A 26,802-nucleotide genomic window follows, 5' to 3' on the forward strand; every position below is an offset into this window, starting at 1 on the left:
CATGAACGCACTTCCTCCCGCCCCCGCCGTCGCAACCACCTGCCCCTATTGCGGCGTCGGCTGCGGGGTGAAGGCGACGCCGGACGGTCTCGGCGGCGCCCTGATCGCCGGGGATGCGGCGCATCCCGCCAATCTCGGCCGGCTGTGCTCGAAGGGGGCGGCGCTGGGCGAGACGCTGGCGCTGGACGCGCGCCTGCTCCACCCCATGGTGCGCGACGCCGGCGGCGGGCTCGAGGTCGCATCCTGGGATATGGCGCTGGATCGGGTGGCGGATGGCTTTCGCGCCGTCATCGAGCGGCATGGCCCGCAGGCGGTGGCCTTCTATCTCTCCGGCCAGCTGCTGACCGAGGATTATTATGCCGCCAACAAGCTCGCGAAGGGCTTTCTCGGCACGGCGAACGTGGACACCAATTCGCGCCTGTGCATGGCTTCCTCCGTCGCCGGCCACAAGCGCGCCTTCGGCTCCGACACCGTGCCGGGCGCCTATGAGGACCTGGACGAGGCTGACCTGATCGTCCTCACCGGCTCCAACACCGCCTGGTGCCACCCGGTGCTGTTCCGTCGCATGGTGGCGGCGCGGGCCGCGCGCGGCACCAGGCTGGTGGTGATCGACCCGCGCCGCACCGCGACGGCTGAGGAAGCCGACCTGTTCCTGCCGATCGCCCACGGCAGCGATGCGGCGCTGTTTTCCGGCCTGCTGGTGCATCTGGAAAAGACCGGCGCGCTCGATCATGCCTTCATCGCGGCGCACACCGAGGGCTTCGCGGCAACCCTCGAGGCGGCCCGCGCCTGCACCCCCGACATCGCGGCCACCGCCGCCGCGACCGGCCTGTTCGACGATGAGGTCGCCCGCTTCTTCGAGATGTTCCGCTCCGCGCGGCGGGTCGTGACCTGCTATTCGCAAGGGGTGAACCAGTCGGCCGTGGGCACCGACAAGGTGAACGCCATCCTCAATTGCCACCTCGCCACGGGGCGGATCGGCAAGCCGGGCATGGGGCCGTTCTCGCTCACCGGCCAGCCCAATGCCATGGGCGGGCGCGAGGTGGGCGGGCTCGCCAACCAGCTCGCCGCCCACATGGGCTTTTCCCCCGCCGAGGTGGACCTTGTGCGCCGGTTCTGGGATGCGCCCGCCATCGCCACCGCCGAGGGGCACAAGGCGGTGGCGATGTTCGACGCCATCGCGCGCGGCGAGATCAAGGCGCTCTGGGTCATGGGCACCAATCCGGCCGTGAGCCTGCCGCAGGCGCGCGAGGTGCGGGCGGCGCTCGGCACGCTGGACCTGTTCGTGCTGTCCGAAAACGTAGTGCGCAACGATACCGCCGCCTGCGCGCCCCATGTGCTGCTGCCCGCCGCCACCTGGGGCGAGAAGGACGGCACGGTGACCAATTCCGAGCGGCGCATCTCGCGCCAGCGGCCCTTTCTCTCCCTGCCCGGCGCGGTGCGGCCCGACTGGTGGGCCCTCGCCCAGGTGGCAACGCGCCTCGGCCACGGCGCCGCCTTCGCCTGGCGCGGCCCGGCCGACATCTTCCGCGAGCATGCCGCCCTTTCCGGCTTCGAGAACGGGGGCGCGCGCGACTTCGACATTTCCGGCCTCGCGACCCTCTCCGACGCCGAATATCAGAGCCTTGCGCCGGTGCAATGGCCGGTGCCGGCCGGTGCGCGGGAGGGACGCGCGCGGCTGTTCGCCGAGGGGGGCTTCTTCACGCCGAGCCGGCGGGCGCGTTTCGTGGCGCCGCTGCCGGTCGCGCCCGCCAGCCGCGACGGCCGTCCCTTCCTGCTCAACACGGGCCGGGTGCGCGACCAATGGCACACCATGACGCGCACCGGGCTCAGCCCGCGCCTCGCCGGGCATATCCGCGCGCCGTTCGTCGCCATCCATCCCGACGATGCCGCCCCGTTCGGCCTTGAGGAGGGCGCGCTCGCGCGCGTCGCCTCCGCCCACGGCACGGCCACATTGGAAGTGCGGATCGATGCCGGCCAGCCGGTCGGCACGCTGTTCGCGCCGATCCATTGGAGCGATGCCAATGCCTCGGACGGTGCCGTCGGCGCCCTCGTGCACAAGCACACCGACCCCCATTCCGGCCAGCCGGACCTGAAGGCGACGCCGGCCACCCTCGCCCCGGCGCCCGTGCGCAGCCGCGGATTTCTGCTTGCCCGCGGTCGCCTGGATCTCGCGCGCCTGCCCTTGCCGGCGGGCTCCTGGTGGGCGCGCGCGGCGCTTGAGGGCGGCTTCGGCTGGCGGCTCGCGGGCGCGGCGGGGCCGCAGGAATGGGCGGACTGGGCCGGGAGCCTCGACCTGCCGGCGGATCGCACGGAACTGGTGGACCTTCCGGGCGGCCATTATCGCACCGCCGCCTTCGACGCGGCCGGGCGGTTGACGTTCGCGCTGCTGATCGGGCCGCCCGATGCGCCCCAAGCCTGGGATGCGCTGGCCGGCCTGCTCGGGGAGGATGCGGTTTCCCCGCAAGACCGCCGCATCCTGCTCTCGGGCCGCCGGGCCGGGGCGCAAGGCCCTTGCGGCCCGCTGGTCTGCGCCTGTTTCGGCGTGCCGCGCGGCGCCATCACCGAGGCGATCGCGGCCGGCGACCGGGATGCCGCCGCCATCGGCGCGCGGCTCAAGGCCGGCACCAATTGCGGGTCCTGCCTGCCGGAAATCCGGCAGATCCTTCAAGACGCGCTCGTCCCGGCCTGAGCGGGGCGGGGCGGATGAGGCCTGTTTCAAACGAAAAGGCCGGGCATCTGCCCGGCCTCCTGCCCTGACGCTTGCGAAGCGCGCGCCGGCTCAGTCCGCCGCCGGCTCCTTCTCGCTCTTGGCGCGCTCGATGCCTTCCAGAATCAGCTTCTTGGCCTCGTCCACATCGCCCCAACGCACGATCTTGACCCATTTGTTGGGCTCGAGATCCTTGTAATGGGTGAAGAAATGCTCGATCTGCTGGAGCGTGATGTCCGGCAGGTCGGAATAATTCTTCACCTTGTCGTAGCGCTTGGTGAGCTTGGGCGCGGGGACGGCGATGATCTTCTCGTCGAAGCCGCCTTCGTCCTCCATCAGCAGCACGCCGACGGGGCGCACGGCGATGACCGCGCCCGGCACGATGGCGCGCGTATTGGCAATGAGTACGTCGCACGGATCGCCGTCGCCGGAGAGGGTGTGCGGAATGAAGCCGTAGTTTCCAGGATACCGCATGGCGGTATAAAGGAAGCGATCGACGAACAGCGTACCGGACGCCTTGTCCATCTCATACTTGATGGGCTCTCCGCCGATCGGCACTTCGATCACAACATTGACTTCGTCGGGCGGATTCTTGCCAATCTTGATGGCGTCGATGCGCATGGGGCCACTCACTTGAAGCTATGGGTCTCGCGCCCTTACGGACGGCGCGGCTACCGCTGCCAAGCGAAGGCGACTTTGTCCAGGGTTTTCGTGCCGAAGCGCTCGATGGAGGCTGCGACCGGTTGCCCTCCTAGCGATTCGTAGAACCCGACCGCGCCCGCATTGTCCTTCAGCGCCCACACCACCAGGCCGTTCAGGCCGGCGAGGGCCAGATCGCGCCGGGCGGCGGAGAACAGGCGCTGGCCGAAGCCGAGGCCCTGATAGACCGGCTTGAGATAGATTTCGTAGATCTCCCCGCCATAGGGCAGGTTCTTGGCGCGGTTGCCGCCGTAATTGGTGTAGCCGACCACCCCTTCGCCGGCGATCAGCACCGAAAGGCGGCTGCCGCGGCCGATGGCCTGTTCCCACCACGCCGGGCCGCGGCGTTCCACCATCCGCTCCAGCTCCAGGCCGGGGATGAGGCCGCGATAGACTGAACGCCAAGCGCTGTCATGAACGTCCGCGATGGCGGGGGCGTCCTGGGGCTTCGCGCGCCGTATCTCGATGAGGCCCGTACTCATGCCCGCAATAGGAGCAAACATGCGCCTCCGCTTCAAGGGGCCTCAAGTCACGAATATGCGCCATCCACTTTTTGCCGATCCGGCCAAAAGCCCGGAATGCAAAGCCGCCGGGCGGCCCGCACCCGCCCCCTGCGCGAAAAATGTTTCACGTGAAACATACACTTAGCGCAGACGAACAGCGGTTTCGTGGCGCTTCTCGGGGACATTGCCGCGCTCAAAAGCGCGATTTCGGGCGAAGTTTCACCCAAGATGAATCCGCCGCGCCCGCTTTTGCGTCGGCCCTGGTTCAACCCCGCCGCCGAGTGCGCTAGGAAGGACTGTCGAACCGCGCGCCTCCCGCGCCGGACGTGCCAGCGCGAGACGCGATGTTCCGCTTCCTGTTCCGCTTCTTCGGCTTCTGGATCCTGGCCGGCGGCTTCGTCGCCCTGGTGGTGGATGGCACGCGCTCCATCGCCTCCAGCCGGCTGATCCTCACCTCCACCCAGGATGCCTGGACCGCGCTCTCCCCTTCCAGCTTCGCCACCGCCCAGGCCAAGGTCACGGCGCTCTCGCCCCTGGCGTGGAGCGATGCGGCGGTGCCGGTGCTCGGCCTGCCGCTGTTCCTGCTGCTGGCGATCGTCGGCTTTGCCTTTCTCGCCCTCGGGCGGGTGCGCCAGCGCTCGCGCTTCCTCGCCAACTGACCGGCCGCGCGGGCCGGCGCACCCTTCCCCCTCGCGCAATCGCCCGCCAATCCCCATATTGGGGCGCGAGACGTTCGAGCCCATGCCGGACGAGCTGCGGGCGCAAGGTCAGCCCGGCTCGCTCCAGGCGGTCGCGACGGCCTCCTTCACCCGTTGAGCGCCCGGCGCCCGCCCCTTCCGGCGAGGCGCGGCGCAGAAGAGGAGCCCGCCATGTTCTGGTCGAAGAAGTCCCTGGACCTGCCCACCGCCGCCGACGCCCTGCCGGGCCGCCCCGAGGCGCTGAAGACGGCGCGCGCGCATTTCGTCAATCACAAGCCGTTGAAGGGCCCGTTTCCCGAGGGCATCGAGACCGCCGTGTTCGCGCTCGGCTGCTTCTGGGGCGCGGAGCGCAAATTCTGGCAGGTGCCGGGCGTCTATGTCACCGCCGTCGGCTATGTGGCCGGCCTCACGCCCAATGCCACCTATCAGGAGGTCTGCTCCGGCCGCACCGGCCATACCGAGGGCGTGCTGGTGGCCTACGACCCGGCGCAGGTGAGCTTCGACCACTTGCTCAAGGTGTTCTGGGAAAGCCACGACCCCACCCAGGGCATGCGCCAGGGCAACGACATCGGCACGCAATACCGTTCCGGCATCTATGTGCCCGACGCGGCGCGCCAGGCCGAGGCCCAGGCCTCCAAGGCGGCTTATGAGGCGGCGCTGAAGGCGAAGGGCTACGGCGCCATCACCACCGAGATCCGCGACGGCGGCCCGTTCTATTATGCCGAGGAAGACCACCAGCAATATCTGGCCAAGAATCCGGCCGGCTATTGCGGGCTCGGCGGCACCGGGGTGTCCTGCCCCATCGGCCTCACGGCCGCCGCCGAATAGCCCGGCCACATGACGTTGCGTGCGGCGCTCCGGATGTGATGATCCGGGGCGCCGCGCCTCTTTCCAAACGCCGAAGCCGCGGTTAAGCCGGGGAGCCTCTGAAGGAGCGTCCCATGGCCTTCGTCATCCCCGCCCCCGTCGTTCCGAGCCTTCCCGTCGAAGGCTCGCAAGATCGCTTCCCGGTTCACCGCATCTATTGCGTCGGGCGCAATTTCGCCGACCACGCCATCGAGATGGGGCACGATCCCAATCGCGAGCCGCCCTTCTTCTTCCAGAAGAACCCGGACAATCTGGTCGCGAGCGGCTCCACCATCCCCTATCCCAAGCGCACCTCGGACCTGCATTTCGAGGTGGAAATGGTGGTGGCGCTGAAGGCCGGCGGCGAGGACGTGCCGGTCGAGCAGGCGCTGGACCTGGTCTATGGCTACGGCGTCGGCCTCGACCTCACCCGCCGCGACCTTCAGGGCGAAGCCAAGAAGATGGGCCGCCCGTGGGAAGTGGGCAAGGCGTTCGAGCAGTCCGCCCCGTGCTCGGCCCTGGTGCCCGCCGACCGCATCGGCAATCCCCACACTGGCCGGGTCTGGCTGAGCGTCAACGGCCAATTGCGCCAGGACGGCGACCTCAACCAGATGATCTGGAAGGTGCCGGAGATGATCGCCACCCTTTCCACTCTGTTCCGCCTGGAGCCGGGCGACCTGATTTTCGCCGGCACCCCGGCCGGCGTCGGCGCCACGGTCTCCGGCGATTTCCTGGAAGGCGGCGTCGAGGGCGTGGCGAGCATCACCCTCACCATCGCCTGAAACGGCGCAGGCCCCTCACCCCAGCCCTCTCCCCGTCGGGGAGAGGGGGGTCTCCCCGCTGCTCACCCGACCAAGAACCGGGCGCATCCCACCCCACCTCTCCCCCACGGGGAGAGGTCGACCGCGCAGCGGACGGGTGAGGGAGCAACACCGCACGGGCGCACCTCACCCCAGCCCCCCTCCCCGTCGGGGAGAGGGGGTCTCCCGGTCCTCTCTCCCGACCAAGAACCGGGCGCATCCCACCCCACCTCTCCCCCACGGGGAGAGGTCGACCGCACAGCGGGCGAGTGAGGGAGCATTATCGCGCGGGCGCCCCTCACCCCAGCCCTCTCCCCGGCGGGGAGAGGGGGTCTCCCGCTCCTCTCTCCCGACCAAGAACCGGGCGCATCCCACCCCACCTCTCCCCCACGGGGAGAGGTCGCCCGCTTGCGGGCGGGTGAGGGGGCGAGGCGGAAAGCGCCGCGCCGCTCAGCTCTTCTTGGTGAGCAGCTTCTTCGGCCGGCGCTGGCGCGCCACGTCGAACAGCGAGAAGGTGCGGTTCACATAATTGGTGACGCCGGACATGCCGTCGATATGGCGCCGCAGCTCCGGCGTCATCTCCGCCTCCACCATGCGGATGGGGCGCGAGGGGTCCATGGTCTCGAACCGCGCGTAGAACAGCGGCTCGCCGCGCTTGATGATGATGTCCTTCTTCGGCTCGTGCCACTCGAACGCCCACATGAGCTGGCGCGGCCAGTTCTCGATCGGGAACCGGCCGCCGATCAGCAGCCCTGGCAGCGGGTTCGCCCGGTAATGATTGAAGGGCGGCAGCTGGTTGATATAGATCGGCTCGTCGGCCACGAACACATAGGGCGTGATGAGCTGGAGGATCGGCCGCTCGGGATGGCGCCATTCCTTCGCCGAAACGAGGCTGATCATCTGCCCGAGATGCTTGGCGCGGATGTTCGACTGGTCGCCCGCGCCGTTCACCAGGCTCGGCACGCGGGTCTTCTCGTCCACATGGAAGCGCAAATGCATGTCGATGGGCGAGACCACCTCGAACAGGCGGGCGTCGTGGTCGATCACCGCCGGGCAATAGCGCACGGATTTCGGATGGCGGGCGGCGGGCTCCTCCCGCACCACCTTGCGCGGCGCGTCCCAGATGAAGGTGCCCTTGTCCTGGTCGAACAGCCAGCCGACTTCCGCCACCCGGCTCGGTAGCCGCACCGCATGCCCAAACAGCTTCATTTTCAAGCGTCCCGAATACCCTGGCCCCGAGGTCTAAGCACAAATCCGGCGCTTGAAAAGCCGACGCAAGCGCGCGGGCGGCCGCCTCGCCATATTGGCGCCATGCTGCGCGTCGCATAAAAAGCGCGGAACACCCGCGTGCCACGCCGGGTGCGGGAGAGCTGTGGATGGGTTCGACGGGCGCACAGAAGGCGGGCGGCAAGGGCCGGGCCGCATTCTTTCAACGCGCGAGGTTCCTGCTCACCATCCTGAGCTTCGTGTCCGCGCCCGCCGGCGTCGGCCTGGCACTGCGCCTGTTCGGCCATCTCACCCTGCGCTCGTCCCTGATCTGGGCGACCCTGTCCTATCCGCTCATCCTCGCGGTCGGCGCCGTCATCGGCGTTTCGATGCTGTTTCGCGGGCCGGTCGGGGAAATCGCCCCCGAGCGCGCGCAGCCCACGGCCATGGAGACGGAGCCGGAGCGCCAGCAGGACCCCTTGATCGGCTGAGGCGCGGGCGTCGGCGGTCGGCCTTCGCGACGGAAACGGGTCTGCACGCGGCAATTCGGTCGGCGCGCGCACAAATGCGCGGCCAGGCGCTTGCGATTGGAACCGAAGCATGGCTGCGTCGTCCTTAGACGGGGCGCCGGCAGCGGTTCTCGCGCCCCCGTCCCCGCTGACCGTTCGAGACCCCTGCCATGAAGCTCTTCGAATGCCAGAATTGCCGCAATCCGGTGCATTTCGACAATCGGTTCTGCGTGAATTGCGGATATCGCCTGGGCTACCTGCCGGACAAGAACACGGTCTCCGCCGTGGAGCCGGACGGTACCGCCTGGACCGTGCTCGCCGATCGCGGCCGCCCCTATCTGTTCTGCGACAATGCCGAATATGACGCCTGCAACTGGCTGATCCCCGCCGATGCCGGCCGCTCCACCTGCGAGGCCTGCCGTCACAATCGCACGGTGCCGGACCTCTCCATCGAGGAGAATCTGACGCGCTGGCGCAAGATGGAGCAGGCCAAGCACCATCTGTTCTATTCCCTGCTGCGCTGGCGGCTGCCCATGCCGGACCGCACGGAGCAGCCGGAAAGCGGGCTCGCATTCGACTTCCTCGCCGATGTCACCACGCCGAGCGGCGATCAGGAACGCGTGCTCACGGGCCACGACAACGGCATCATCACCATCAACATCGCCGAGGCGGACGATGCCGAGCGCGAGGCGCGCCGCACCAGCATGAAGGAGCCCTACCGCACCCTGCTCGGCCATTTCCGCCACGAGGTGGGCCATTATTATTGGGATCGCCTGGTGCGCGACGGCGGCAAGCTCGACGGCTTCCGGGCGGTGTTCGGCGACGAGCGGGCGGATTATGGCGAGGCGCTCCAGCGCCATTACGACCAGGGTCCGCCGGCCGGCTGGCCGGATTCCTTCATCAGCTCCTATGCCACGGCCCATCCGTGGGAGGATTTCGCCGAGACCTGGGCGCACTACCTCCACATGGTGGACGCGCTCGAGACCGCGGGTGCCTTCGGCATCAAGCTGCGGCCGAAGATCCGCAAGGCGGCGGAGCTGGCGCTGGAGGTGGATTTCAAGCCGTATCAGGCGCCCGACGCGGAGGAATTGGTGGAAGCGTTCGTGCCGCTGACGGTGGCGGTGAATTCCATCAACCGCTCCATGGGCCAGCCGGACCTCTATCCCTTCGTGCTCTCGCTGCCGGTGACGCAGAAGCTCCAGTTCATCCACGAACTGCTGGTGCGCAGCGATGAGGCCCCGCCGCTCGCGCCGGCGGCGGATGCGGCGCGGCCGCCGGAGGGCCGCACGCCCCGGAAGGAAGCCCAGGCGGGCTGACCGAAGGCACAAATGAAATGCCCCGCTCTCCGGGGGGAAGAGAGCGGGGCTTTGGGGTATCACCGGGGGGGCGGTGATACCTTGAAAACGCGCCGGGTCACGGGGGGTTCCACCCGGCGCGAATTTTTTTGGCGCATCAGTTCATGCTGGCGCGCTTGGCCCGGATGGCCGGGGACGACGACATCTTCGCGCGCCGCGCCTTCACGGCGGGCATGGCGGCGACCGCCGCGGCGGCGGCCTCGCGCGGCAGCGGCGGCACGCTCTCGCTGGCGAGATGGGCCTGGGCCCGGATCTGCCGCAGTACCGGCGTCAGCAATTGATGCGCCAGCGCGAGCCCGGCCTCGGCATCGTCCTTGTCGACCCCTTCCCGAACGAAATTCAGCTTCGCCCGCAGCGCGCGTTCCAGATGGTCCACGTCGTCGCGGTGCTTGCCTGCCACGAGTTCCGCGCCCATCAGCCGAATCAGGTTCAGCAGGGCAGCGAGGGTGACTTTCGTGACGGCGTCGATTTCGATGGTCTGATTGGGCATATGCCTCTCCACGAGAAGACTCATATATTCTTTGTGTCTGCGCTCGCTTGCCGTTTGAGCGATTATCCTCTCAATCCACCAAAAATACACGCATAGATTGAAAGCATCTGCCTTCCCATGATGCACCGTGAGGGAGCAAGCTTGCGTGAGGCTGCCTTATGGTACGTGGCCGGTCACCCTCCATCAGGCTATTTTCCGGCAATACACGGGGGTGATCATGAACGGTGGCGAACGGGCCTTGGTGTTCTATAGCCGGGTGGATGTGGCCGGGCCCTGGGCGCAGGCGCTGCGGGACCAGATGCCGGACCTGGACGTGCGCGTCGCGCCCGACATCGGCGACCCAGCGGAGGTAAAATACGCCCTCGTCTGGAAGCCGCCGCACGGTTTTTTCAAAGAATTTCAGAACCTTGAGCTGGTGGTCAACCTGGGCGCCGGCGTCGATGCCCTGATGGCGCGGGACGATCTGCCCGACGTGCCCATCACCCGCGTTTCGGACCCGGACATGGGTCGCATGATGGCCTCGTTCGTGCTGATGGCGGTGTTACGTCACGCGCGAAACATCCCCGCCTTCGAGAAGGCCCAGCGCGAGCACCGCTGGCATTATGTGCACCCCCGGACGGCGGACGAGATGACCGTCGGCGTGCTGGGACTCGGCGAATTGGGGGCCATGGCGGCCCACGAACTGGCGCGCCAGGGCTTCAATGTGCGCGGCTGGTCCCGTTCCGCCAAGGATTTACCGGGACTCACCTGCTTCCACGGGCTTGATTCGCTCGAATCTTTCCTTGGGGCCTGCGAGATTCTGGTGGTCATGCTGCCGCTGACGGGGGAAACCCACGGCCTGATCGACGCAAAACGCCTCTCCCAGCTGCCGCGCGGCGCAAAATTCATCAATGTCGCCCGCGGTCCGATCGTGGACGAGCCGGCGCTGATCGCCGCGCTCCAGTCCGGCCAGGTCGGCGAAGCGACGCTGGACGTGTTCGCGCACGAGCCGCTGCCGCCGGAAAGCCCGCTCTGGGCCATGGAAAACGTGCTGATCACGCCGCATCTTGCGTCCGTCGCCATTCCCAAATCGGCGGCGGCGCAGATCGCGGAAAACATTCGCCGGGTGCGCGCCGGGCAAGAGGTGCTGAACCGGGTGGACCCGCACCTCGGCTATTGAGCCCTGCGGAGCGGGGAAACGCCCGCTCCGTGGAGGAACCTCCGCGTCTGGGGGGATTCCCTGTGTCTCGCAGGGGCGCCCTACGCCTTCAGGCGTTCCGCATGGTAAGCCACATGGTCCGCCATGAAGGTGGAGATGAAATAATAGGAATGGTCGTAGCCGTCCCGTAGCGTCAGGGCGAGCGGAATGCCGGCCTTGGCGCACGCCTCCTCCAGCAGCCAGGGCCGCAGCCCCTCTTGCAGGAAGCCATCCGCCGCCCCCTGGTCCACGAGGAATTCGGGAAAGCGATACCCGTCCTCGATGAGGGCGCAGGCGTCGTACGCCCGCCATGCCGCAGCGTCGGGCCCGAGATATTTCTCGAACGCCGGGCGCGACCACCCCGCCGTGCTTGGCTGCACGATCGGCGCGAAGGCGGAACAGCTCTTGAAGCGGCCGGGATTTTTCAGCGCCAGCGTCAGGGCGCCATGCCCGCCCATGGAATGGCCGAAAATGCCCTGGCGCGCCATGTCGGCGGGGAAATGCGCGGCCAGCAGCGCCGGCAATTCCTGCCCCACATAGCGCGCCATACGGTAATTTTCGGCATATGGCGCCTGGGTGGCATCCAGATAGAAGCCGGCGCCGGAGCCGAACTGCCAATTGTCCGGCTCGTCGGGCACGCCTTCGCCGCGCGGGGAGGTGTCCGGGCACACGATCATGATGCCGTGGTCGGCGGCGGCGCGGCGATACTCGCCCTTCTCCATCACGTTCGCATGGGTGCAGGTGAGGCCGGAAAGATACCACAGCACCGGCACCGGCCCGTGCTCCGCCTGGGGCGGAACATAGACCGCGAACGTCATGGGGCAGCGCGTCGCCTGCGACTCGTGGCGATAGACGCCCTGCACCCCGCCGAACGCCTTCGCCCGCGAGAGCGTCTCCATCAGAACAGCACCACCGAGCGGATCGACGTGCCGGCGTGCATCAGGTCGAAGGCGGTGTTGATCTCTTCCAGCGGCATGGTGTGGGTGATGAGGGGATCGATCTCGATCTTCCCCTCCATGTACCAATCGACGATCTTGGGCACGTCGGTGCGGCCGCGCGCGCCACCGAAGGCCGAGCCGCGCCAGTTGCGGCCGGTGACCAGCTGGAACGGGCGGGTGGAGATTTCCGCCCCCGCCGGCGCCACGCCGATGACGATGGAGGTGCCCCAGCCGCGATGGCAGCATTCCAGCGCCTGGCGCATCACATCCACATTGCCGGTGCAGTCGAAGGAGAAATCCGCGCCGCCGTCGGTCAGGTCCTGGATCGCGGACACCACCTTGTCGGCGCCCACCTCGCGCGGATTGACGAAATGGGTCATGCCGAAGCGCTGCGCCATCTCGACCTTGGCGGGGTTGATGTCCACGCCGATGATCTTGTCGGCACCCACCATGCGGGCGCCCTGGATCACGTTGAGGCCGATGCCCCCGAGGCCGAACACCACCACGTTCGCGCCCGGCCACACCTTGGCGGTATAGACCACCGCGCCGATGCCGGTGGTCACCCCGCAACCGATGTAGCAGATCTTGTCGAAGGGGGCGTCCTCGCGCACCTTCGCCAGCGCGATCTCGGGCAGCACGGTGAAATTGGAGAAGGTGGAGCAGCCCATGTAATGGAAGATCTCGCCGCCATCACAGGAGAAGCGGCTAGTGCGATCCGGCATCAGGCCCTGCCCCTGGGTGGCGCGGATGGAGGTGCACAGGTTCGAGCGCTGGGAGAGGCAGGTCTTGCACTGCCGGCATTCCGGCGTGTAGAGCGGAATCACATGGTCGCCGACCTTCAGGCCGGTCACGCCCGCGCCGACCTCGCGCACGATGCCCGCGCCCTCATGGCCGAGGATGGCGGGGAACTTGCCCTCCGAATCCAGCCCGTCCAACGTATAGGCGTCGGTGTGGCACACGCCGGTGGCCATGATCTCCACCAGCACCTCGCCCACCTTGGGGCCGCCGATCTCGATGGTTTCGATGGTAAGGGGCTTCTTGGCCTCCCAGGCGACCGCAGCGCGCGTCTTCATGGCGTTCTCCGCAGATGTGACCGCCCGCCGCGCGGGCCTGCGCTCCTATAGCTTCCTTCTTTCCGACAGGGAATCGCGTTTGCGACACGCGGTGCCGGCTGGAGGAAAGCAGGCGGCCGGGATGAGAAACGCCGAGGCCGGGATAAGGGCCCCCTCCCCCCTTGAGGGGGGAGGGATGGGGGGGGGTATGGCACCGCGATCCACCTTCGCCCGGAAAGGCAGAGAGACACCCCCCTCCCTGCCCTCCCCCGCAAGGGGGGAGGAGAAACGCAGAGGCCGGATCGAAGGACGCCCTCCCCCCTTGCGGGGGAGGGATGGGGTGGGGGGTATGGCGCCGCGACCACCGCCCTCGCCCGGACAAGCGGAGAGACACCCCCTCCCTGCCCTCCCCCGCAAGGGGGGAGGAGAAACGCAGGCGGCCCGAATGAGGGGCGCCCTCCCCCCTTGCGGGGGAGGGATGGGGTGGAGGGTATGGGGCCGGACCACCACCCTCGCCCGCACAAGGGGAGAGACACCCCCCTCCCTGCCCTCCCCCGCAAGGGGGGAGGAGATACGCAGAGGCCGGGATGAAGGGCGCCCTCCCCCTTGCGGGGGAGGGATGGGGTGGGGGGTATGGCGCCGCGAACCACCACCCGCGCCCGCACAGGCGGAGAGACACCCCCTCCCTGCCCTCCCCCGCAAGGGGGGAGGAGAAACGCAGAGGCAGGGATGAGAGCGCCCTCCCCCCTTGAGGGGGAGGGATGGGGCGGGGGGTATGGGGCCGCGAACCACCCTCGCCCGGACAGGCGGAGAGACACCCCCCTCCCTGCCCTCCCCCGCAAGGGGGGAGGAGAACGCAGAGGCCGGAACGAAGGCCGCCCTCCCCCTTGCGGGGGAGGGATAGGGTGGGGGGTATGGGGCCGGACCACCGCCCGCGCCCCGACAAGCGGCGCGACACCCCCCTCCCTGCCCTCCCCCTCAAGGGGGGAGGAGAAACGCAGAGGCAGGGATGAGGCCGCCCTCCCCCCTTGTGGGAGAGGGATGGGGTGGGGGTATGGCGCCGCGAACACCACCCTCGCCCCGACAGGCGGCGCGGTACCCCCTCCCTGCCCTCCCCCGCACGGGGGGAGGAGAAACCCGCCCCTACCCCCGCGCCATGGCGAAGCGCTTCAGCCCCTCGGCCATGGCGAGATAGGCGACGACCAGCAGCGCCAGGGCGCCGAGCAGCGCGGGCGGCAGCAGGGCGAAGCCGAACCAGGCGCCGGCGGGCGTGAACGGCAGCACCATCGCCACCAGCAGCGCCCCCAGCGAGGAGGCCGCGAGCAGGGGATGGGGCAGGTCGTCCCAGGGGCGGCCGCGGGTGCGGATGATGAAGATGACCAGGATCTGCGTCGCCATGGATTCCAGGAACCAGGCGGTGCGGAACGCATCCGGCGTGACGTGGAACAGGAAGATCAGGCCGCCGAAGGTGAGCAGGTCGAACACCGAGGAGAGCGGCCCCATGATGGCGGCGAAGCGCACCAGCCCGGACATGTCCCACACCTGCGGGCGCGCGAGCGCCTCGGGCCGCACCCGGTCAAACGGAATGCCGATTTCCGAGAGGTCGTAGAGCAGGTTGTTGAGCAGGATCTGGGTCGGCAGCATGGGCAGGAACGGCAGGAACAGGGAGGCCGCCGCCATGGACAGCATGTTGCCGAAATTGGAGCTGGCGGCCATGCGCACATATTTGAGGATGTTGATGAAGGTGCGCCGCCCCTCCTCCACCCCGTCGGCCACCACGCCGAGATCGCTTTCCAGCAGGATCATGTCGGCCGCCGCCTGGGCGACGCCGGTGGCGCCGTCCACGGAGAGGCCGATATCGGCCGCCTTCAGCCCCGGCGCGTCATTGATGCCGTCGCCGAGGAAGCCCACCACCGCGCCGCGCGCCTGGAGCGCCTTGACGATGCGGGACTTCTGGTCCGGGGCGAGGCGGCCGTAGGCATCCACCTGCCGCACCCGCACCGCCAGCGCATCGTCGCTCAGCCCCGCGACGTCGGCGCCGGAGAGCACCTCGTCCGCCTTCAGCCCCACCAGCCCGGCGAGGCGCTTCACCACCACCGGGTCGTCGCCGGAGAGGATCTTCAGCCGCACGCCGGCCTGGGCGAGGCGGGCGATGGCGGCGGCGGCGGTGGCCTTGGGCGGATCGGCGAAGGCGCACAGCCCCTCGAACACGAGGCCGTTCTCATCCTCGGCGGTCAGTTCGCGCGGCGCGCCGACCCAGGGTTTGGAGGCCACCGCCACCGCGCGCAATCCCTCGCCCGCCAAGGCCTGGACCAAAGCGCGCGCGGCATCCCGCGCCGCCACGTCCATGGGGCTGCCGTCGCGGCGCGTGGCGCACAGTTTCAGCACGCCCTCCGGCGCGCCCTTGACGATCAGCAGGTGCGCGCTCGGCCCCCGCGCGAGCACGGAGCCGATGCGGCGGGAAAAATCGAAGGCGCGCACCTCCTCCATCACCCAGCCCGCGGCCGGATCTTGCCGGCAGTCCAGCAGCGCCGCGTCGAGCGCGCCCCGGTCGCCGCCGAGACGGGCGGCAAGGGCGGCGAGAGTGGCGGCGCGCGGGTCCTCCGCGCCGTCGGGACCGAGGCTTTTCGCCAGCGTGATGCGCGCTTCGGTGAGCGTGCCGGTCTTGTCGGTGCACAGCACGGTCATGGCGCCGAGATCGTGGATCGAGGCAAGGCGCTTCACGATCACCTTGCGCGCCGCCATGCGCAGCGCGCCGCGCGAGAGCGTCACGGTGGTGATCATGGGCAGCAGCTCGGGGGTCAGCCCCACCGCGAGCGCCACCGCGAACATGAGGGATTCCAGCACCGGCCGGCCGAACAGCATGTGCGCGGTGAGCACCAGCAGCACCAAAGCGAGGGTGAGCCGCGCGGTGAGCAGCCCGAAGGCGTGCAGGTCGCGCTGGAACGGGGACGGCACCTGCGCTTCCGCGAGCGCGGAGGCGGCTTCGCCGAACAGGCTGTCGCGCCCGGTGTGCACCACCAGCGCCAGCGCCTCGCCGGTCTGCGCCACCGCGCCGCGAAACACCGCATTGTCGGCATCGGCCGCCAGGACCGAGGCGATGACGCCGGGCTGCTTGCGCACCGGATAGGGTTCGCCGGTCAACGCGGCTTCATCGCAGGTGAAGGCGTTGGCCTCCAGCACCCGCGCGTCGGCGGGAATGATGTCGCCGGCCCGGATGCGCACCAGATCGCCGGGCACGAGCGCGCCCACGTCCACCTCGACGAAGGCGCCGTCGCGCTTCGCCTCCGCCTTCACCGCCACCGAGCGGCGCAGCATCTCGGCCGCTTTCAGCGCCTGGCCCTCCTGCACCGTGTCGAGCACGATGGACAGGCCGAGAATGGCGAGGATGATGGTGCCGCCCACCGCATCGCCGGTGGCGACCGAGACCGCGCCGGCCGCCAGCAGGATCAGCGAGAGCGGCTCCGCCAGCCGCCGCGCCACCGCGCGGACCGGACCCACCTTCTTGGGCGGACTGTCGGCATTGGCACCGTAGCGGGCGCGGCGGTCCTCGACCTCGGCCGCGCTCAGGCCATGGGCCGCGCAGCCGAGCCCCGTGAGCATCGCCGCGACCGGCACGGTCCAGAAGGGTTTGTCCTGTGCGGTCATGGTGTCCTGAAAGCCCTTCGCCGCATCAGGCGACGATATGGAAGCCCGCGTCGGCATAGACCACGGAGCCGGTGAGCGGCGCCCCGGCCTCGCTCACCAGGAAGGACGCCACCTTGCCGATCTGCTCGGTGGAAACCAGATGATTGGCCGGGGTGCGGGCGCGCACCTTGTCCAGCAATTCATCGAAGCGCTCGATGCCGGACGCGGCGCGGGTCTGCACCGGGCCGGTGGAGAGGGCATGGACGCGGATGCCCGCCGCGGCGAGATCGGCCGCCAGATAGCGCACGGTGGATTCCAGCGCCGCCTTCACCGGGCCCATGAGATTGTAATTGTCCACCACCCGCTCGCTGCCGAAGAAGCTCACGGTCTGGAGCGCGCCGCCGGTCTTCATCAACGGCAGCGCCAGCTTGGCCATGCGGATGAAGGAATGGCAGGACACGTCCATGGCCATGGCGAAGCCCTCCGCCGAGCAGTTCACAAGGCCCGTGTGGAGATCCTCGCGCGGGGCGAAGGCGATGGAGTGGAACACGAAATCCAGGCTGCCCCACTGCCGCTCGATGGTGGCGAACACCTCTTCCAGCTGGCCGGGAATGCGCACGTCGCATGGCACGATGATGGAGGCCTCCAGGCTCTCCGCCAGCGGACGCACATAAGGGGCCGCCTTCTCGTTCAGATAGGTGACGGCGAGTTCCGCCCCCGCGCCGTGGAATGCGCGCGCGCAGCCATGGGCGATGCTCTCGGCATTGGCGATGCCGACGACCAGGCCGCGTTTTCCGCTGAGATCGACAATGGCGCTCATCGCACGGGCTCCAGATGCTGGATGATGCTGACCGCCTCGTCGGCGATCACCTGTTCCTCGTCGGTGGGAATGACGAAGACCTGAACCTTGCTGTCCTTGGCGGAGATCAGCGCCGCGTTCGCGGCATTGGCCTCTTCGTCCAGCTTCATGCCGAGCCAGCCGAGGCGGGCCGCCACCGCGCTGCGGATTTCGCCCTGGTGCTCGCCGATGCCGGCGGTGAAGACGAAGCCGTCCAGCCCGCCGAGGGTGGTGGCGAGGGCCGCCGCCTCCCGCGCGATGCGGAAGGTGAAGAGTTCCAGCGCCTCGCGCGCCTCCTCCGAATGGGAGGCCAGCAGCGCGCGGCTGTCGGCGCTGATGCCGGAGACGCCCAGCAGGCCGGAGCGGTGATAGAGAATGTCTTCCACCTCCTCCAGCGGGCGCTTTTCCTGCTTCAGCATGTGGATCACCACGCCCGGATCGAGCGTGCCGCAGCGCGTCGCCATGGGGATGCCGTCGAGGGTGGAAAAGCCCATGGAGGTGTCGCGGCTGATGCCGTGGGACAGGGCGCACAGGCTGGCGCCGCTGCCGAGATGGGCCGCCACCACCCGCCCGCCGAAGCTCGGATCATGCCGCCCCAGCTGGCGCGCGATATATTTGTAGGACAGGCCGTGGAAGCCGTAGCGCTTGATGCCGGCGGTGAACATGTCGCGCGGCAGGGCGAAGCGGCGCACCACATCCGCCTGGGTGCCGTGGAACGCGGTGTCGAAGGAAGCCACCTGCGGCAGGTCCGGCCGCAGATGGTGCAGCGCCCTGATGATGCGCGCACTCTGCGGCTGGTGCAGGGGGGCGAGCGCGGTCAGGCTCTCGATGCCCTCGAAGGTGTCCTGGTCCACCAGCGCCGGACCGCCGAAGCGATCCCCGCCGTGCACCACCCGGTGGCCCACCGCCGTGAGGCCGGCGACGCCGAAATGGTCCACCAGCCAGCGCAGCGTCTCGTCGATCACCTCGCGCAGGTCCTCGGTGACGGCGCTGGTCAGGCGAATGTCCCGCGCCTCGCCGCCTTCGCTGAGGCTGAGGACCAGGGGGCTGCGCCGCAGGTCGATGAGGCCCCGCCCGAGCCGGCGGGCGTGGTCGCCCTCCACCTCGAACAGGCCCATCTTCAAGGTGGAGGAGCCGGGGTTGAAGGTCAGCAGGATATGGTCGCTCACAGTGTCACCCCGTCGAGCTTGGGCTGGCCGGCGACGGAGAGCTTGGCCAGCGCCACGGAGGCGAGCCGCACCTTCAGCGCATCCGACCGGCTGGTGAGAATGATCGGCACGCGCGCCCCGAGCACCAGCCCGGCGGCATCGGCGCCGGCGAGATAGATCAATTGCTTGGCCAGCATGTTGCCGGCCTCCAGGTTCGGCACCAGCAGGATGTCCGGCTGCCCCGCCACGGGCGAGACGATCTGCTTGATGTGCGCGGCATCGAGGCTGATGGCATTGTCGAAGGCGAGCGGCCCGTCCACCTTGGCGCCGGTGATCTGGCCGCGCGCCGCCATGATGGTGAGCGCCGCCGCATCGATGGTGGCCGGCATGTCCGGGTTCACCGTCTCCACCGCCGCGAGCACCGCCACCAGCGGCTCGGCGATCCCGAGCCGGTGCAGCAGGTCGATGGCGTTCTGGCAGATGTCGCGCTTCTGCTCCAGGGTCGGGGCGATGTTGATGGCCGCGTCGGTGACGATCAGCGGCTTGGAATAGGATGGCACGTCGAGCGCATAGACATGGCTGATGCGCCGCTCGGTGCGCAGGCCCGAGGCGGAAGCGACCACCGCGCCCAGCAATTCGTCGGTATGCAGGCTGCCCTTCATGAGCGCCGCGCATTCCCCGGAGGCGGCCAGCGCTGCCCCGCGCACGGCGGCGGCGTGGCTGTGCTCCACCGCCTCGATGCGCAGCCCGGCGAGGGAGATGCCGGCCTTCTCCGCGATCGCGCGGATCTTGTGTTCGGGGCCGATCAGGATGGGATCGATCAGCCCCTCGTCGCGCGCCTCGATGGCGGCCTGGAGCGCCTCGAGGCTGCAGGGATGCACCACGCCCACGTTCATGGGCGGCAGGGAGCGGGCGCGCTGGACGAACTCGGAATAGCGCTCGCCGCCGCGCAGCAGCACCTCGGGCACGGCGATGCGCGGCAGGGCGAGCTTTTCGGCAGGCGCGATCACCGTCGCGGTGCCGGTCAGCACCTCGCTGCCGGTCTGGTTGATGCAGCGCGTGTCAAACAGGACGATGCGCTTCTCGGGCTTCTTCTCCAGCACCGTGACGGTGGCGGTGATGGTGTCGCCGGGCGCGACCGGTTTCCTGAAATGCAGGTCCTGCGCCAGATAGATGGTGCCCGGCCCCGGCAGTTCCGTGCCGAGCAGGGTGGAGATCAGCCCGCCGGTCCACATGCCGTGGATCACGACATGGCCGAAGATGTCGGTGGCCGCATAGGCCTTGTCGAGATGGGCCGGGTTCACGTCGCCGGAGACGGCGGCGAACAATTCGATGTCCTCATTCTTGACGACCCGCGTCAGCGAGGCGGACTCGCCCACGTTCAGCTCGTCGAACGTGCGGTTCAGCAGCAAAGGCGCGTTCATGATCGATCTCACGCTTGCAGGACATAAGTGCCCGGAGCGTCCTCGAGCGGGGGATAGCCCGCGCCCGGCGCGCCCATGGGCGGGGGAGAGACAAGGCCCGGGGACGAGCGCTGCGCCAGCCAGCCCTGCCACACCGGCCACCAGGAGCCGGGCTGCACGGGCGTGCCCGCGAACCATTCGTCGGGCCCGAGGCAGGGGTCCATGGCGCCCTTTTCGCGCAGGCGGAACTGGCGGTGCGGATGGCCCGGCTCGCTGACGATGCCGGCATTGTGCCCGCCGCTGGTCAGCACGAACGTCACGTCGGTATCGGTGAGATAGTGGATCTTGTAGACCGAGCGCCACGGCGCGATGTGGTCGCGCTCCGTGCCCACGGTGAAGATCGGCACGCGGATGTCCTGGATCGCGATCGGATGGCCGTTCACCACATAGCGGCCGGAGGCGAGGTCGTTGTTCAGGAACAGCTTGCGCAGATAATCCGAATGCATCTTGTAGGGCATGCGGGTGGCATCGGCGTTCCAGGCCATCAAATCGTTCATGGGGTAGCGCTCGCCCATGAGATAATCATGCACCATGCGCGACCAGACCAGATCGTTGGACTTCAGCAGCTGGAAGGCGCCGGCCATCTGGGTGCTGTCCAGATAGCCGCGATCCCACATCATGTCCTCCAGCAGGCTCACCTGGCTGTGGTCGATGAACAATTCCAGCTCGCCCGGCTCGGTGAAATCGGTCTGGGCCGCGAACAGGGTCATGGAGGCGAGGCGCGTGTCCCCGGCATCCGCCATGGCCGCCGCCGCCACCGTCAGCAGCGTGCCGCCGAGGCAATAGCCGACCGCGTGCACCTTCTCGCCGGGGACCACAGCGTTGATGGCGTCGAGTGACGCCGCCACCCCCAGGCGCCGGTAATCCTCGAAGCTGAGGTCGCGGTCCTCGGCCGTGACGTTGCGCCAGGAGATGGCGAACACCGTGTGCCCCTGCCCCACCAGATAGCGGATCAGCGAATTGTTGGGGGAGAGGTCGAGGATGTAATATTTCATGATCCAGGCGGGCACGATCAGCACCGGCTCGCGATACACGCCCGGGGTTGCGGGGCTGTATTGGATCAGCTCGATCAGGCGGTTGCGGTAGACCACCTTGCCCGGCGTCGCGGCGACATCGCGCCCGACCTTGAACGCCTCGACGCCGAGCGGCGGCTTGTGGGCGCGCTTGCGGGCAAGGTCTTCCATCAGGTTCTTCGCGCCGGCGACATAATTCGCCCCGCGGCTGGCCAGCGATTTCTGCGCCACCTCGGGATTGGCGAACGGCAGGTTCGCGGGCGAAGCCATGTCGAGCAATTGGCGGGCGGTGAAGGAGACCACGTCCTGATGGTGGGGCGCCACGCCGGGAACGTCGCTGGTCGCCTCCTGCCACCAGTGCTGGGTGCGCAGGAAGCCTTCGCGCCAGATGGAATAGGGCCAGCGGCTCCAGCCCTCGCCGCGGAACCGCTCGTCGCCGGTGATCGGGCCGGCGGCCTCGAACGCGGTCTTCGCGGCGGGATTGAACATGTGGGCGGCGAAATCGCGCGCGCCGAACATGGCCTTCAGCGCCAGTTCCGTGCGCTTGCCGGGAGCGGAGGCCAGATGCAGCGCCCAATCAGTATAAGCGAGCGCGAGGGCCGCCGGCGAAAGACCGCCAGTCATCTCGGCGATGGCCGCGCCGACGCGCCGGTCGAACAGGCGCAGCCCCTCGTGATCGACATCCGCGCTCTCGGCGGGCAGTTCGAGGGGAATCTCGTGCGCCGGAGGCGGCGCGACGGATGCGGGCGCCGGCAGCGGAGCCGGGGCGGGTGCGTTCGTGTCGCTGACAAGCTTCAGGACCGTCTCTGCCATTTTCGTATCGCCTTTGATCTCTCAGCTGAACGATAGCATCGGAGCCACGCCGCAGGGGGTGTTCTAACGGCGAGGCACCCTCCCGGTCGGCGGTGGACGGCTCCGCGCGCCGCCCGTGCCTCCCGGTCCGCGCCTGCCGGAACGCCCGAAACGCGGCAGCAGATCGCTGCCCGGTCGATCCTTCGCAGCCGCCCGCAACCTAGCGGCGACGCGTGCACCGCAACAGCCTCGGAAACTACGTAAGCAAGATTTACATGCCGGCTAAGTGCTTGCCGATGCAGGCCTGCCGCCCCGCGCTGCGCTCTCGTATGGGCAGGCCGCGCGGGCCGGGCGCCGCGCTGCGCAGCGGTCAAATCGCGCCAAAATCCCGCTGCCGGCGCCGGACCCGAAACGGCGGGTGGAACTTGGCCGTAGTTTCGGACTTGATACCTCTTGGCGGCGTGACACATGGATGTGCAAGAATGCGCCGATACAGACTTCCCGGGCGCCCACATCTGCCCCTGCCCGCCCCCGCCGCCGGAAATGCGCGCCGCTCGCCCGGGCGGCACGGCGGGAGCACCGCCTTCCCCACGCGAGGCCCGGCTCGGCCGCGCCTCAGATTCCAGGAGCTGTCACATGAGTGATCCCAAGTCGCAGGCGCCGAAATCCAAGAAGGCGAAGACCGAAGCCAGGGCCGAAACCAAGACCGAGGGAAAGCTCGACGCGAAGTCGCGCGTGACCGCCGCCTTGCAGACCCGCAGCAATTATTCCTCCAACGCGGTGCAGGACATCGCCGGCGCGCTGAACGGCCTGCTGGCCGATGTGTTCGTGCTTTACCTGAAGACCAAGAACTTCCATTGGCACATGTCCGGCCCGCACTTCCGCGACTATCACCTGCTGCTGGACGAGCAGAGCGACCAGATCTTCGCCATGACCGATCCGATCGCCGAGCGCGTGCGCAAGATCGGCGGTCCCACGATCAAATCCATCGGCCAGATCGCCCGCCAGCAGCGCCTGCTGGACAATGACGCCGACTATGTCACCCCCCAGGACATGCTGAGCGAATTGCGCGACGACAATGTGCAGCTCGTCGCGTCCATGCGCGAGGTGCACGATTTGTGCGACGAGAACCAGGACGTGGCCACCGCCAGCCTGCTGGAAAACTGGATCGACGAGACCGAGCGCCGCGCCTGGTTCCTGTTCGAGACCACCCGCCGCGAAGCCTGATCGCGCCCGCCCCCACAGGCCCGAGGGCCGGCCCCGGCCGCCCTCGGGCCGCGATGCGCGGCGCCCTCGGCACGCCCGCCCTCAGATCCGCCGGCCTCACGTCCGCCGCCCTCACATCCGCCGCCCTCACGCCGCCGCCCTGCCCTCGCCCGCATCCAATCCCGGGGACGCCCCATGAAGCCCAGCCTGCCCGCTATTCTCAGCCTGAACGGCGGCTATGTGGACACCGCCGGCTTCCTGGCGCTCCAGGGCTTGTTCACCGCCCATGTCACCGGCAACTTCGTCACCTTCGGCGCCGCCATGGTGCACGGCACCTCGGGCGCCTGGGCGAAGCTGCTGGCGCTGCCGGTGTTCTGCATCGTGGTGATGCTGGTGCGCCTGCTGGGCTACGGGCTCGCCGCGCGCGGCCTGCCGCAGATGCGCACCCTGCTCGGGCTGAAGGTGGTGCTGCTCGCCGCCGCCGCCATCATGGCGGTGAGGTTCGGGCCGTTCGCCGATTCCGACGCCTGGCGCGCCATGCTCACCGGCATGACCCTGGTATCCGCGATGGCGATCCAGAACGCCATTCATCGCATCCATCTCGCCAGCGCGCCGCCCACCACGCTGATGACCGGCACCACCACCCAGGTCATGATCGACCTCGTGGACCTGGCGCGCGGCCTGCCGCCGGACCAGGCGGCGACCGCGCGCGGGCGGCTCGGGCGCATGTCGGGCGCGGTCGCCGCGTTCGCGCTCGGCTGCGGGCTCGCGGCGCTGCTGTTCGTGTTCATCGGCATGTGGTGCTTCGCGGTGCCGCCCCTGCTCGCCCTCCTCGCCGCCTGGGCCGGGGCGGAGCCGGCGGCCCGCTGAGCGCGGATCTTCAAAACCATGCGGCGCCGTGCGCTCCGCCCGGTGCGCTGTCAGGCGAAGCGCGGGCCGGTGCGCCGCAATGAAACGCGGGCGCGCGCGGCGGGGCAGCCCATTCCCGTTTCCCGGGCCCCGGGAAACGGCGCCTCAAGTTCGGCCCGCGCGGCCGGGGAGCGATGATGGACCGGATCGATGCCATGCGGGTGTTCGTCACCGTGCTCGACGAAGGCAGCCTTGCCGGCGCCGGCCGCCGGCTCGGCCATTCGCCCGCGGCGGTCACCCGCGCCATCGCCTTCCTGGAAGCCCATGTGGGGGTCCAGCTGCTGCATCGCACCACCCGTTCGCTGCGCCTGAGCGAGGCCGGCGCGCGCTATGCCTCCGCCTGCCGGCGCATGCTCACCGATCTTGAGGAAGCCGACATGCTGGCCGCCGGCGAGCGGGCGGCGCCGCGCGGCACGCTGACCCTCACCGCGCCACTGGTGAGCGGCGCCAAGGTGCTGCGCCCGATTCTCGATGCCTTCCTTGACGCGCAGCCGGCCGTGCGCGCGCGCCTGCTGCTGCTGGACCGGTCGGTAAATCTGGTGGACGAGGGCGTGGACGTCGCCCTGCGCATCGCCCATCTGCCGGATTCCAGCCTGATCGCGGTCAAGATCGGCGAGGTGCGGCGGGTGCTGTGCGCGGCCCCGGCCTATCTGGCGCAGCACCCCGCCATCGCCCAGCCGGCGGATCTTGCCGCGCAGCGGTCCATCGCCATGACCAGTTTCGGCCAGGATTCCTGGACCTTCGCCGGCACCGGCGCGGCGGGCCAGACGGTGCAGATCGCGCCGCGCCTGATCGTCAACAGCGTCGAGGCGGCCATCGGCTCGGCTCTGGAGGGACACGGGGTGACCCGCGTCCTGTCCTATCAGGTGGCGGAGCATGTGCGCGCGGGACGGCTCGCCATCGTGCTGGCGCCGCACGAGCCGCCGCCTCTGCCGGTGCACCTGATCACGCCCGAGGGCCGCCTCTCCGCGCCCAAGGTGCGGGCGTTCGTGGATTTCGCCGTGCCGCGCCTCAAGACCGCCTTCGCCGGGCTGACCCTGCCGCCCTGACCCTGCTGGCCTGACGGCCTGCGACAGGTCGACCATCACGGCTCGACGCCAACGCGGGCGTCCATGCCATGCACGGGCCTGTCCCGGCCAGACGCGAAAAGCACGCCGGCCGGCGAAAGACCGTCGATTATCTACCCGCGCCGTGCCAGCGCGGAGACCGTGCCGGCGCCGGTGCGCTGCGGCGCCTCCACCAGCGCGCTCACGGCGCGGGCATAGTCGAGCACCAGGCCCGGCGTCCAGGCCATGGCCGCCGCGCGATGGCGCAGCATGCCGGCGACCCACAGCTCCACGCTGAACACCAGTTGCAGGACGAACAGGAAGGAGCGCGCACGCTCCTCGAACACCCCGTCGAGCCCCGCATCCAGCGCTTTCGCCACGACGCTCGAACAATTGCGGTTGGTGAGGTTGTACGTGGTGTCGAGGCGATAATGGGCCCAGAACGCCCGCACCGCCGTGGTGTTGAGGCCGGCGAGGCGCACCTGGAAGGTGGAGGCGCACCAATCCGCGCTTTCCTCGGCATAGCTCGGCTGGAACACGCCCGGCGCGTCGTTCTCGGCGGTGGCGCGCAGCACCCGCGAGAATTCGCTGGGCGAACGTTCGATCTCCTGGCCGGGATAATGGCTGATATAGACGTCCGGCGGCAGTTCCAGCGCCGCGTGCCCGGTGGAGATGGCGCCCTTCTCGTCCCGCGCCGCGATATAGCGGCTGACGCCGTGGTTGAGCGAAACCATGTGCCCGGTGGGGGTCCACACATGGACGATCACGATGTCGCGATCCGCTTCCTCGCTCGGCCCGTCCTCGGCGGCCGCGCCGGAACGCAGCGCCTTGCTCCAGTCCATGCGCGGCCAGCCCCGGCTGAGGATGGTGGAGATCGCCGTATCTTCCGGCAGGTGGCGGATGCGCAATGCGAGCGCGCAGATGCCGAAGCCGGAGACCATGAGCAATTGCCCCACGTCGGCGCCCACTTCCGCCTGCCATTGGGTGGGCCAGGGCACGAGCGACCACACGCCCAGCAGGAACTCCACGCCCGCGCCGAGCAGTGACAGGCGCCAGCCGGAAAAGCGCACGATATAGCCGCTCACCGCGCGCAGGGTGGCATCGGTGATGAGGAAGCCGCCGACGATGAAGCCGATGATCATGTCGCTGTGCCACGGCGAATCGATGATCAGCAGGCCGATCGCCAGGAACACCAATCCCTTGGCGAGCCGCAGCGGCCGCGTGCCGCCCACCCGGCCGAAGAAGGTGGCGACCGAGAGCGCGCCGTCCAGCAGCAGGGGAATGGCGAACACGGTCGGGGGAATGCGGATCTCGTCGATGAAGGCATCCGCGAAGAACAGCAGCCCCAGCACCAGCCAGAGCGCGCCCGCGAGCGCCAGCACCCACCAGTGGCGGCGCAGCAGCCGGGCGCCGAGAAGCAGGAGGAGAAGCTGAATCAAGGAACCGGGCTCCGATCACGCCAGGCCGGAAAGGCTCAACAGGCTTTATTTCAAGCTTCGCGCGCCGTGTCGAGTGCAATACCGGTAAAAGATACCTCCCAGGAATGCGGGGAGGCAATTTCACGGCGCCGTCCAGCCGCGCTTAAGCTCTTGCCGCACGGTGAATTTTTCCCGGGCCGATGCGGTCTTGCCGGAGCCGCGCTATGGTGGGGTCCGTACATCACGCGAGGTTCGATGTCTCATTTTCCTGCGTCCGCGCCAGAGCCGCCCGCCGATGTCGAACGTCCATGGCATCGCCTGCCCGGCGGCGTGCGGCGCGGGGGCGATGAAAGCAGCGA

At 69.0% G+C, this 26,802-nt stretch carries 22 protein-coding genes; 10 read left to right on the plus strand and 12 right to left on the minus strand.

Annotated features, from left to right (window positions below):
- Position 1: 1 nt before the first annotated feature.
- Entirely contained in the window at positions 2–2,692 is a 2,691-nt protein-coding gene (locus tag V5F84_RS21295; protein WP_394042828.1) for a nitrate reductase, read from the plus strand.
- Between the two features lie 90 nt (positions 2,693–2,782).
- On the opposite strand, the gene ppa is transcribed toward V5F84_RS21295, so the two are convergent.
- Together ppa and V5F84_RS21305 are read right to left on the minus strand one after the other, a co-directional pair.
- Positions 2,783–3,331: an inorganic diphosphatase gene (ppa, locus tag V5F84_RS21300; protein WP_394042829.1), complete on the minus strand. Its 549-nt coding sequence runs from the start codon at positions 3,329–3,331 to the stop codon at positions 2,783–2,785.
- Positions 3,332–3,381: 50 nt separating this feature from the next.
- A complete protein-coding gene (locus tag V5F84_RS21305) occupies positions 3,382–3,891 on the minus strand; it encodes a GNAT family N-acetyltransferase (RefSeq protein ID WP_348847490.1) in 510 nt (169 codons plus the stop codon).
- Positions 3,892–4,256: 365 nt separating this feature from the next.
- Here V5F84_RS21305 and V5F84_RS21310 point away from each other — a divergent pair, with 365 nt between their 5' ends.
- The 3 genes from V5F84_RS21310 (at position 4,257) to V5F84_RS21320 (ending at position 6,238) form a co-directional block, all read left to right on the plus strand.
- Complete coding sequence (locus V5F84_RS21310; protein WP_394042830.1) at positions 4,257–4,571, plus strand: hypothetical protein; 315 nt, start codon at positions 4,257–4,259, stop codon at positions 4,569–4,571.
- A gap of 210 nt (positions 4,572–4,781) precedes the next feature.
- Positions 4,782–5,438: a peptide-methionine (S)-S-oxide reductase MsrA gene (msrA, locus tag V5F84_RS21315; RefSeq protein ID WP_394042831.1), complete on the plus strand. Its 657-nt coding sequence runs from the start codon at positions 4,782–4,784 to the stop codon at positions 5,436–5,438.
- Positions 5,439–5,551: 113 nt separating this feature from the next.
- Positions 5,552–6,238: a fumarylacetoacetate hydrolase family protein gene (locus V5F84_RS21320; RefSeq protein ID WP_394042832.1), complete on the plus strand. Its 687-nt coding sequence runs from the start codon at positions 5,552–5,554 to the stop codon at positions 6,236–6,238.
- A 468-nt stretch (positions 6,239–6,706) separates the two neighbouring features.
- On the opposite strand, the gene V5F84_RS21325 is transcribed toward V5F84_RS21320, so the two are convergent.
- Positions 6,707–7,465 carry a hypothetical protein gene (locus tag V5F84_RS21325; protein WP_394042834.1) on the minus strand — a complete coding sequence of 253 codons (759 nt, stop codon included), beginning with the start codon at positions 7,463–7,465 and terminating at the stop codon, positions 6,707–6,709.
- 167 nt (positions 7,466–7,632) lie between these two features.
- Here V5F84_RS21325 and V5F84_RS21330 point away from each other — a divergent pair, with 167 nt between their 5' ends.
- Both V5F84_RS21330 and V5F84_RS21335 read left to right on the plus strand, forming a co-directional pair.
- A complete protein-coding gene (locus tag V5F84_RS21330; RefSeq protein ID WP_394042835.1) occupies positions 7,633–7,953 on the plus strand; it encodes a hypothetical protein in 321 nt (106 codons plus the stop codon).
- 188 nt (positions 7,954–8,141) lie between these two features.
- On the plus strand, positions 8,142–9,287 hold the full coding sequence (locus V5F84_RS21335; protein WP_394042836.1) for a zinc-binding metallopeptidase family protein: 1,146 nt from the start codon (positions 8,142–8,144) through the stop codon (positions 9,285–9,287).
- 136 nt (positions 9,288–9,423) lie between these two features.
- Here the strand turns inward: V5F84_RS21335 and V5F84_RS21340 are convergent, their stop codons facing one another.
- Positions 9,424–9,816 (minus strand): hypothetical protein, encoded by a 393-nt coding sequence (locus tag V5F84_RS21340; protein WP_394042837.1) that lies wholly within the window; start codon positions 9,814–9,816, stop codon positions 9,424–9,426.
- Positions 9,817–10,033: 217 nt separating this feature from the next.
- On the opposite strand from V5F84_RS21340, the gene V5F84_RS21345 reads away from it, so the two are divergent.
- Positions 10,034–10,975 carry a 2-hydroxyacid dehydrogenase gene (locus V5F84_RS21345; RefSeq protein WP_394042838.1) on the plus strand — a complete coding sequence of 314 codons (942 nt, stop codon included), beginning with the start codon at positions 10,034–10,036 and terminating at the stop codon, positions 10,973–10,975.
- An 80-nt stretch (positions 10,976–11,055) separates the two neighbouring features.
- Here V5F84_RS21345 and fghA read toward each other — a convergent pair whose 3' ends face one another.
- The 7 genes from fghA to V5F84_RS21380 all read right to left on the minus strand — a co-directional run bounded on the left by fghA (position 11,056) and on the right by V5F84_RS21380 (position 21,885).
- Positions 11,056–11,892, minus strand: coding sequence for an S-formylglutathione hydrolase (fghA, locus tag V5F84_RS21350; RefSeq protein ID WP_394042839.1), 837 nt, complete (start codon positions 11,890–11,892; stop codon positions 11,056–11,058).
- The gene (locus V5F84_RS21355; protein ID WP_394042840.1) at positions 11,892–13,004 is read right to left on the minus strand and encodes an S-(hydroxymethyl)glutathione dehydrogenase/class III alcohol dehydrogenase; all 1,113 of its coding nucleotides are present in this window, start codon (positions 13,002–13,004) and stop codon (positions 11,892–11,894) included. The genes fghA and V5F84_RS21355 overlap by 1 nt, the downstream gene beginning before the upstream one ends.
- A 1,122-nt stretch (positions 13,005–14,126) precedes the next feature.
- Positions 14,127–16,631, minus strand: a complete 2,505-nt coding sequence (gene mgtA / locus V5F84_RS21360; RefSeq protein WP_394042841.1) for a magnesium-translocating P-type ATPase — start codon at positions 16,629–16,631, stop codon at positions 14,127–14,129.
- A gap of 25 nt (positions 16,632–16,656) precedes the next feature.
- Positions 16,657–17,430: an enoyl-ACP reductase FabI gene (gene fabI, locus V5F84_RS21365; RefSeq protein ID WP_394042843.1), complete on the minus strand. Its 774-nt coding sequence runs from the start codon at positions 17,428–17,430 to the stop codon at positions 16,657–16,659.
- A complete protein-coding gene (locus V5F84_RS21370) occupies positions 17,427–18,566 on the minus strand; it encodes an acetate/propionate family kinase (protein WP_509277225.1) in 1,140 nt (379 codons plus the stop codon). The genes fabI and V5F84_RS21370 overlap by 4 nt, the downstream gene beginning before the upstream one ends.
- 47 nt (positions 18,567–18,613) lie before the next feature.
- Entirely contained in the window at positions 18,614–20,020 is a 1,407-nt protein-coding gene (locus tag V5F84_RS21375; protein ID WP_394042845.1) for a bifunctional enoyl-CoA hydratase/phosphate acetyltransferase, read from the minus strand.
- Positions 20,021–20,028: 8 nt separating this feature from the next.
- Positions 20,029–21,885 (minus strand): PHA/PHB synthase family protein, encoded by a 1,857-nt coding sequence (locus V5F84_RS21380; protein WP_394042846.1) that lies wholly within the window; start codon positions 21,883–21,885, stop codon positions 20,029–20,031.
- Between the two features lie 615 nt (positions 21,886–22,500).
- Between V5F84_RS21380 and V5F84_RS21385 the strand changes: the two genes are divergently transcribed.
- The 3 genes from V5F84_RS21385 to V5F84_RS21395 all read left to right on the plus strand — a co-directional run bounded on the left by V5F84_RS21385 (position 22,501) and on the right by V5F84_RS21395 (position 25,028).
- Positions 22,501–23,091, plus strand: coding sequence for a Dps family protein (locus V5F84_RS21385; protein WP_394042847.1), 591 nt, complete (start codon positions 22,501–22,503; stop codon positions 23,089–23,091).
- 174 nt (positions 23,092–23,265) lie between these two features.
- Entirely contained in the window at positions 23,266–23,940 is a 675-nt protein-coding gene (locus V5F84_RS21390) for a YoaK family protein (protein WP_394042848.1), read from the plus strand.
- Positions 23,941–24,116: 176 nt separating this feature from the next.
- The gene (locus tag V5F84_RS21395) at positions 24,117–25,028 is read left to right on the plus strand and encodes a LysR family transcriptional regulator (protein ID WP_394042849.1); all 912 of its coding nucleotides are present in this window, start codon (positions 24,117–24,119) and stop codon (positions 25,026–25,028) included.
- Between the two features lie 131 nt (positions 25,029–25,159).
- On the opposite strand, the gene V5F84_RS21400 is transcribed toward V5F84_RS21395, so the two are convergent.
- Positions 25,160–26,464, minus strand: a complete 1,305-nt coding sequence (locus tag V5F84_RS21400) for an HdeD family acid-resistance protein (protein WP_394042850.1) — start codon at positions 26,462–26,464, stop codon at positions 25,160–25,162.
- Positions 26,465–26,802 lie beyond the last annotated feature (338 nt).

The organism is Roseixanthobacter liquoris (assembly GCF_043195135.2).
Lineage (GTDB): Bacteria > Pseudomonadota > Alphaproteobacteria > Rhizobiales > Xanthobacteraceae > NCEH01.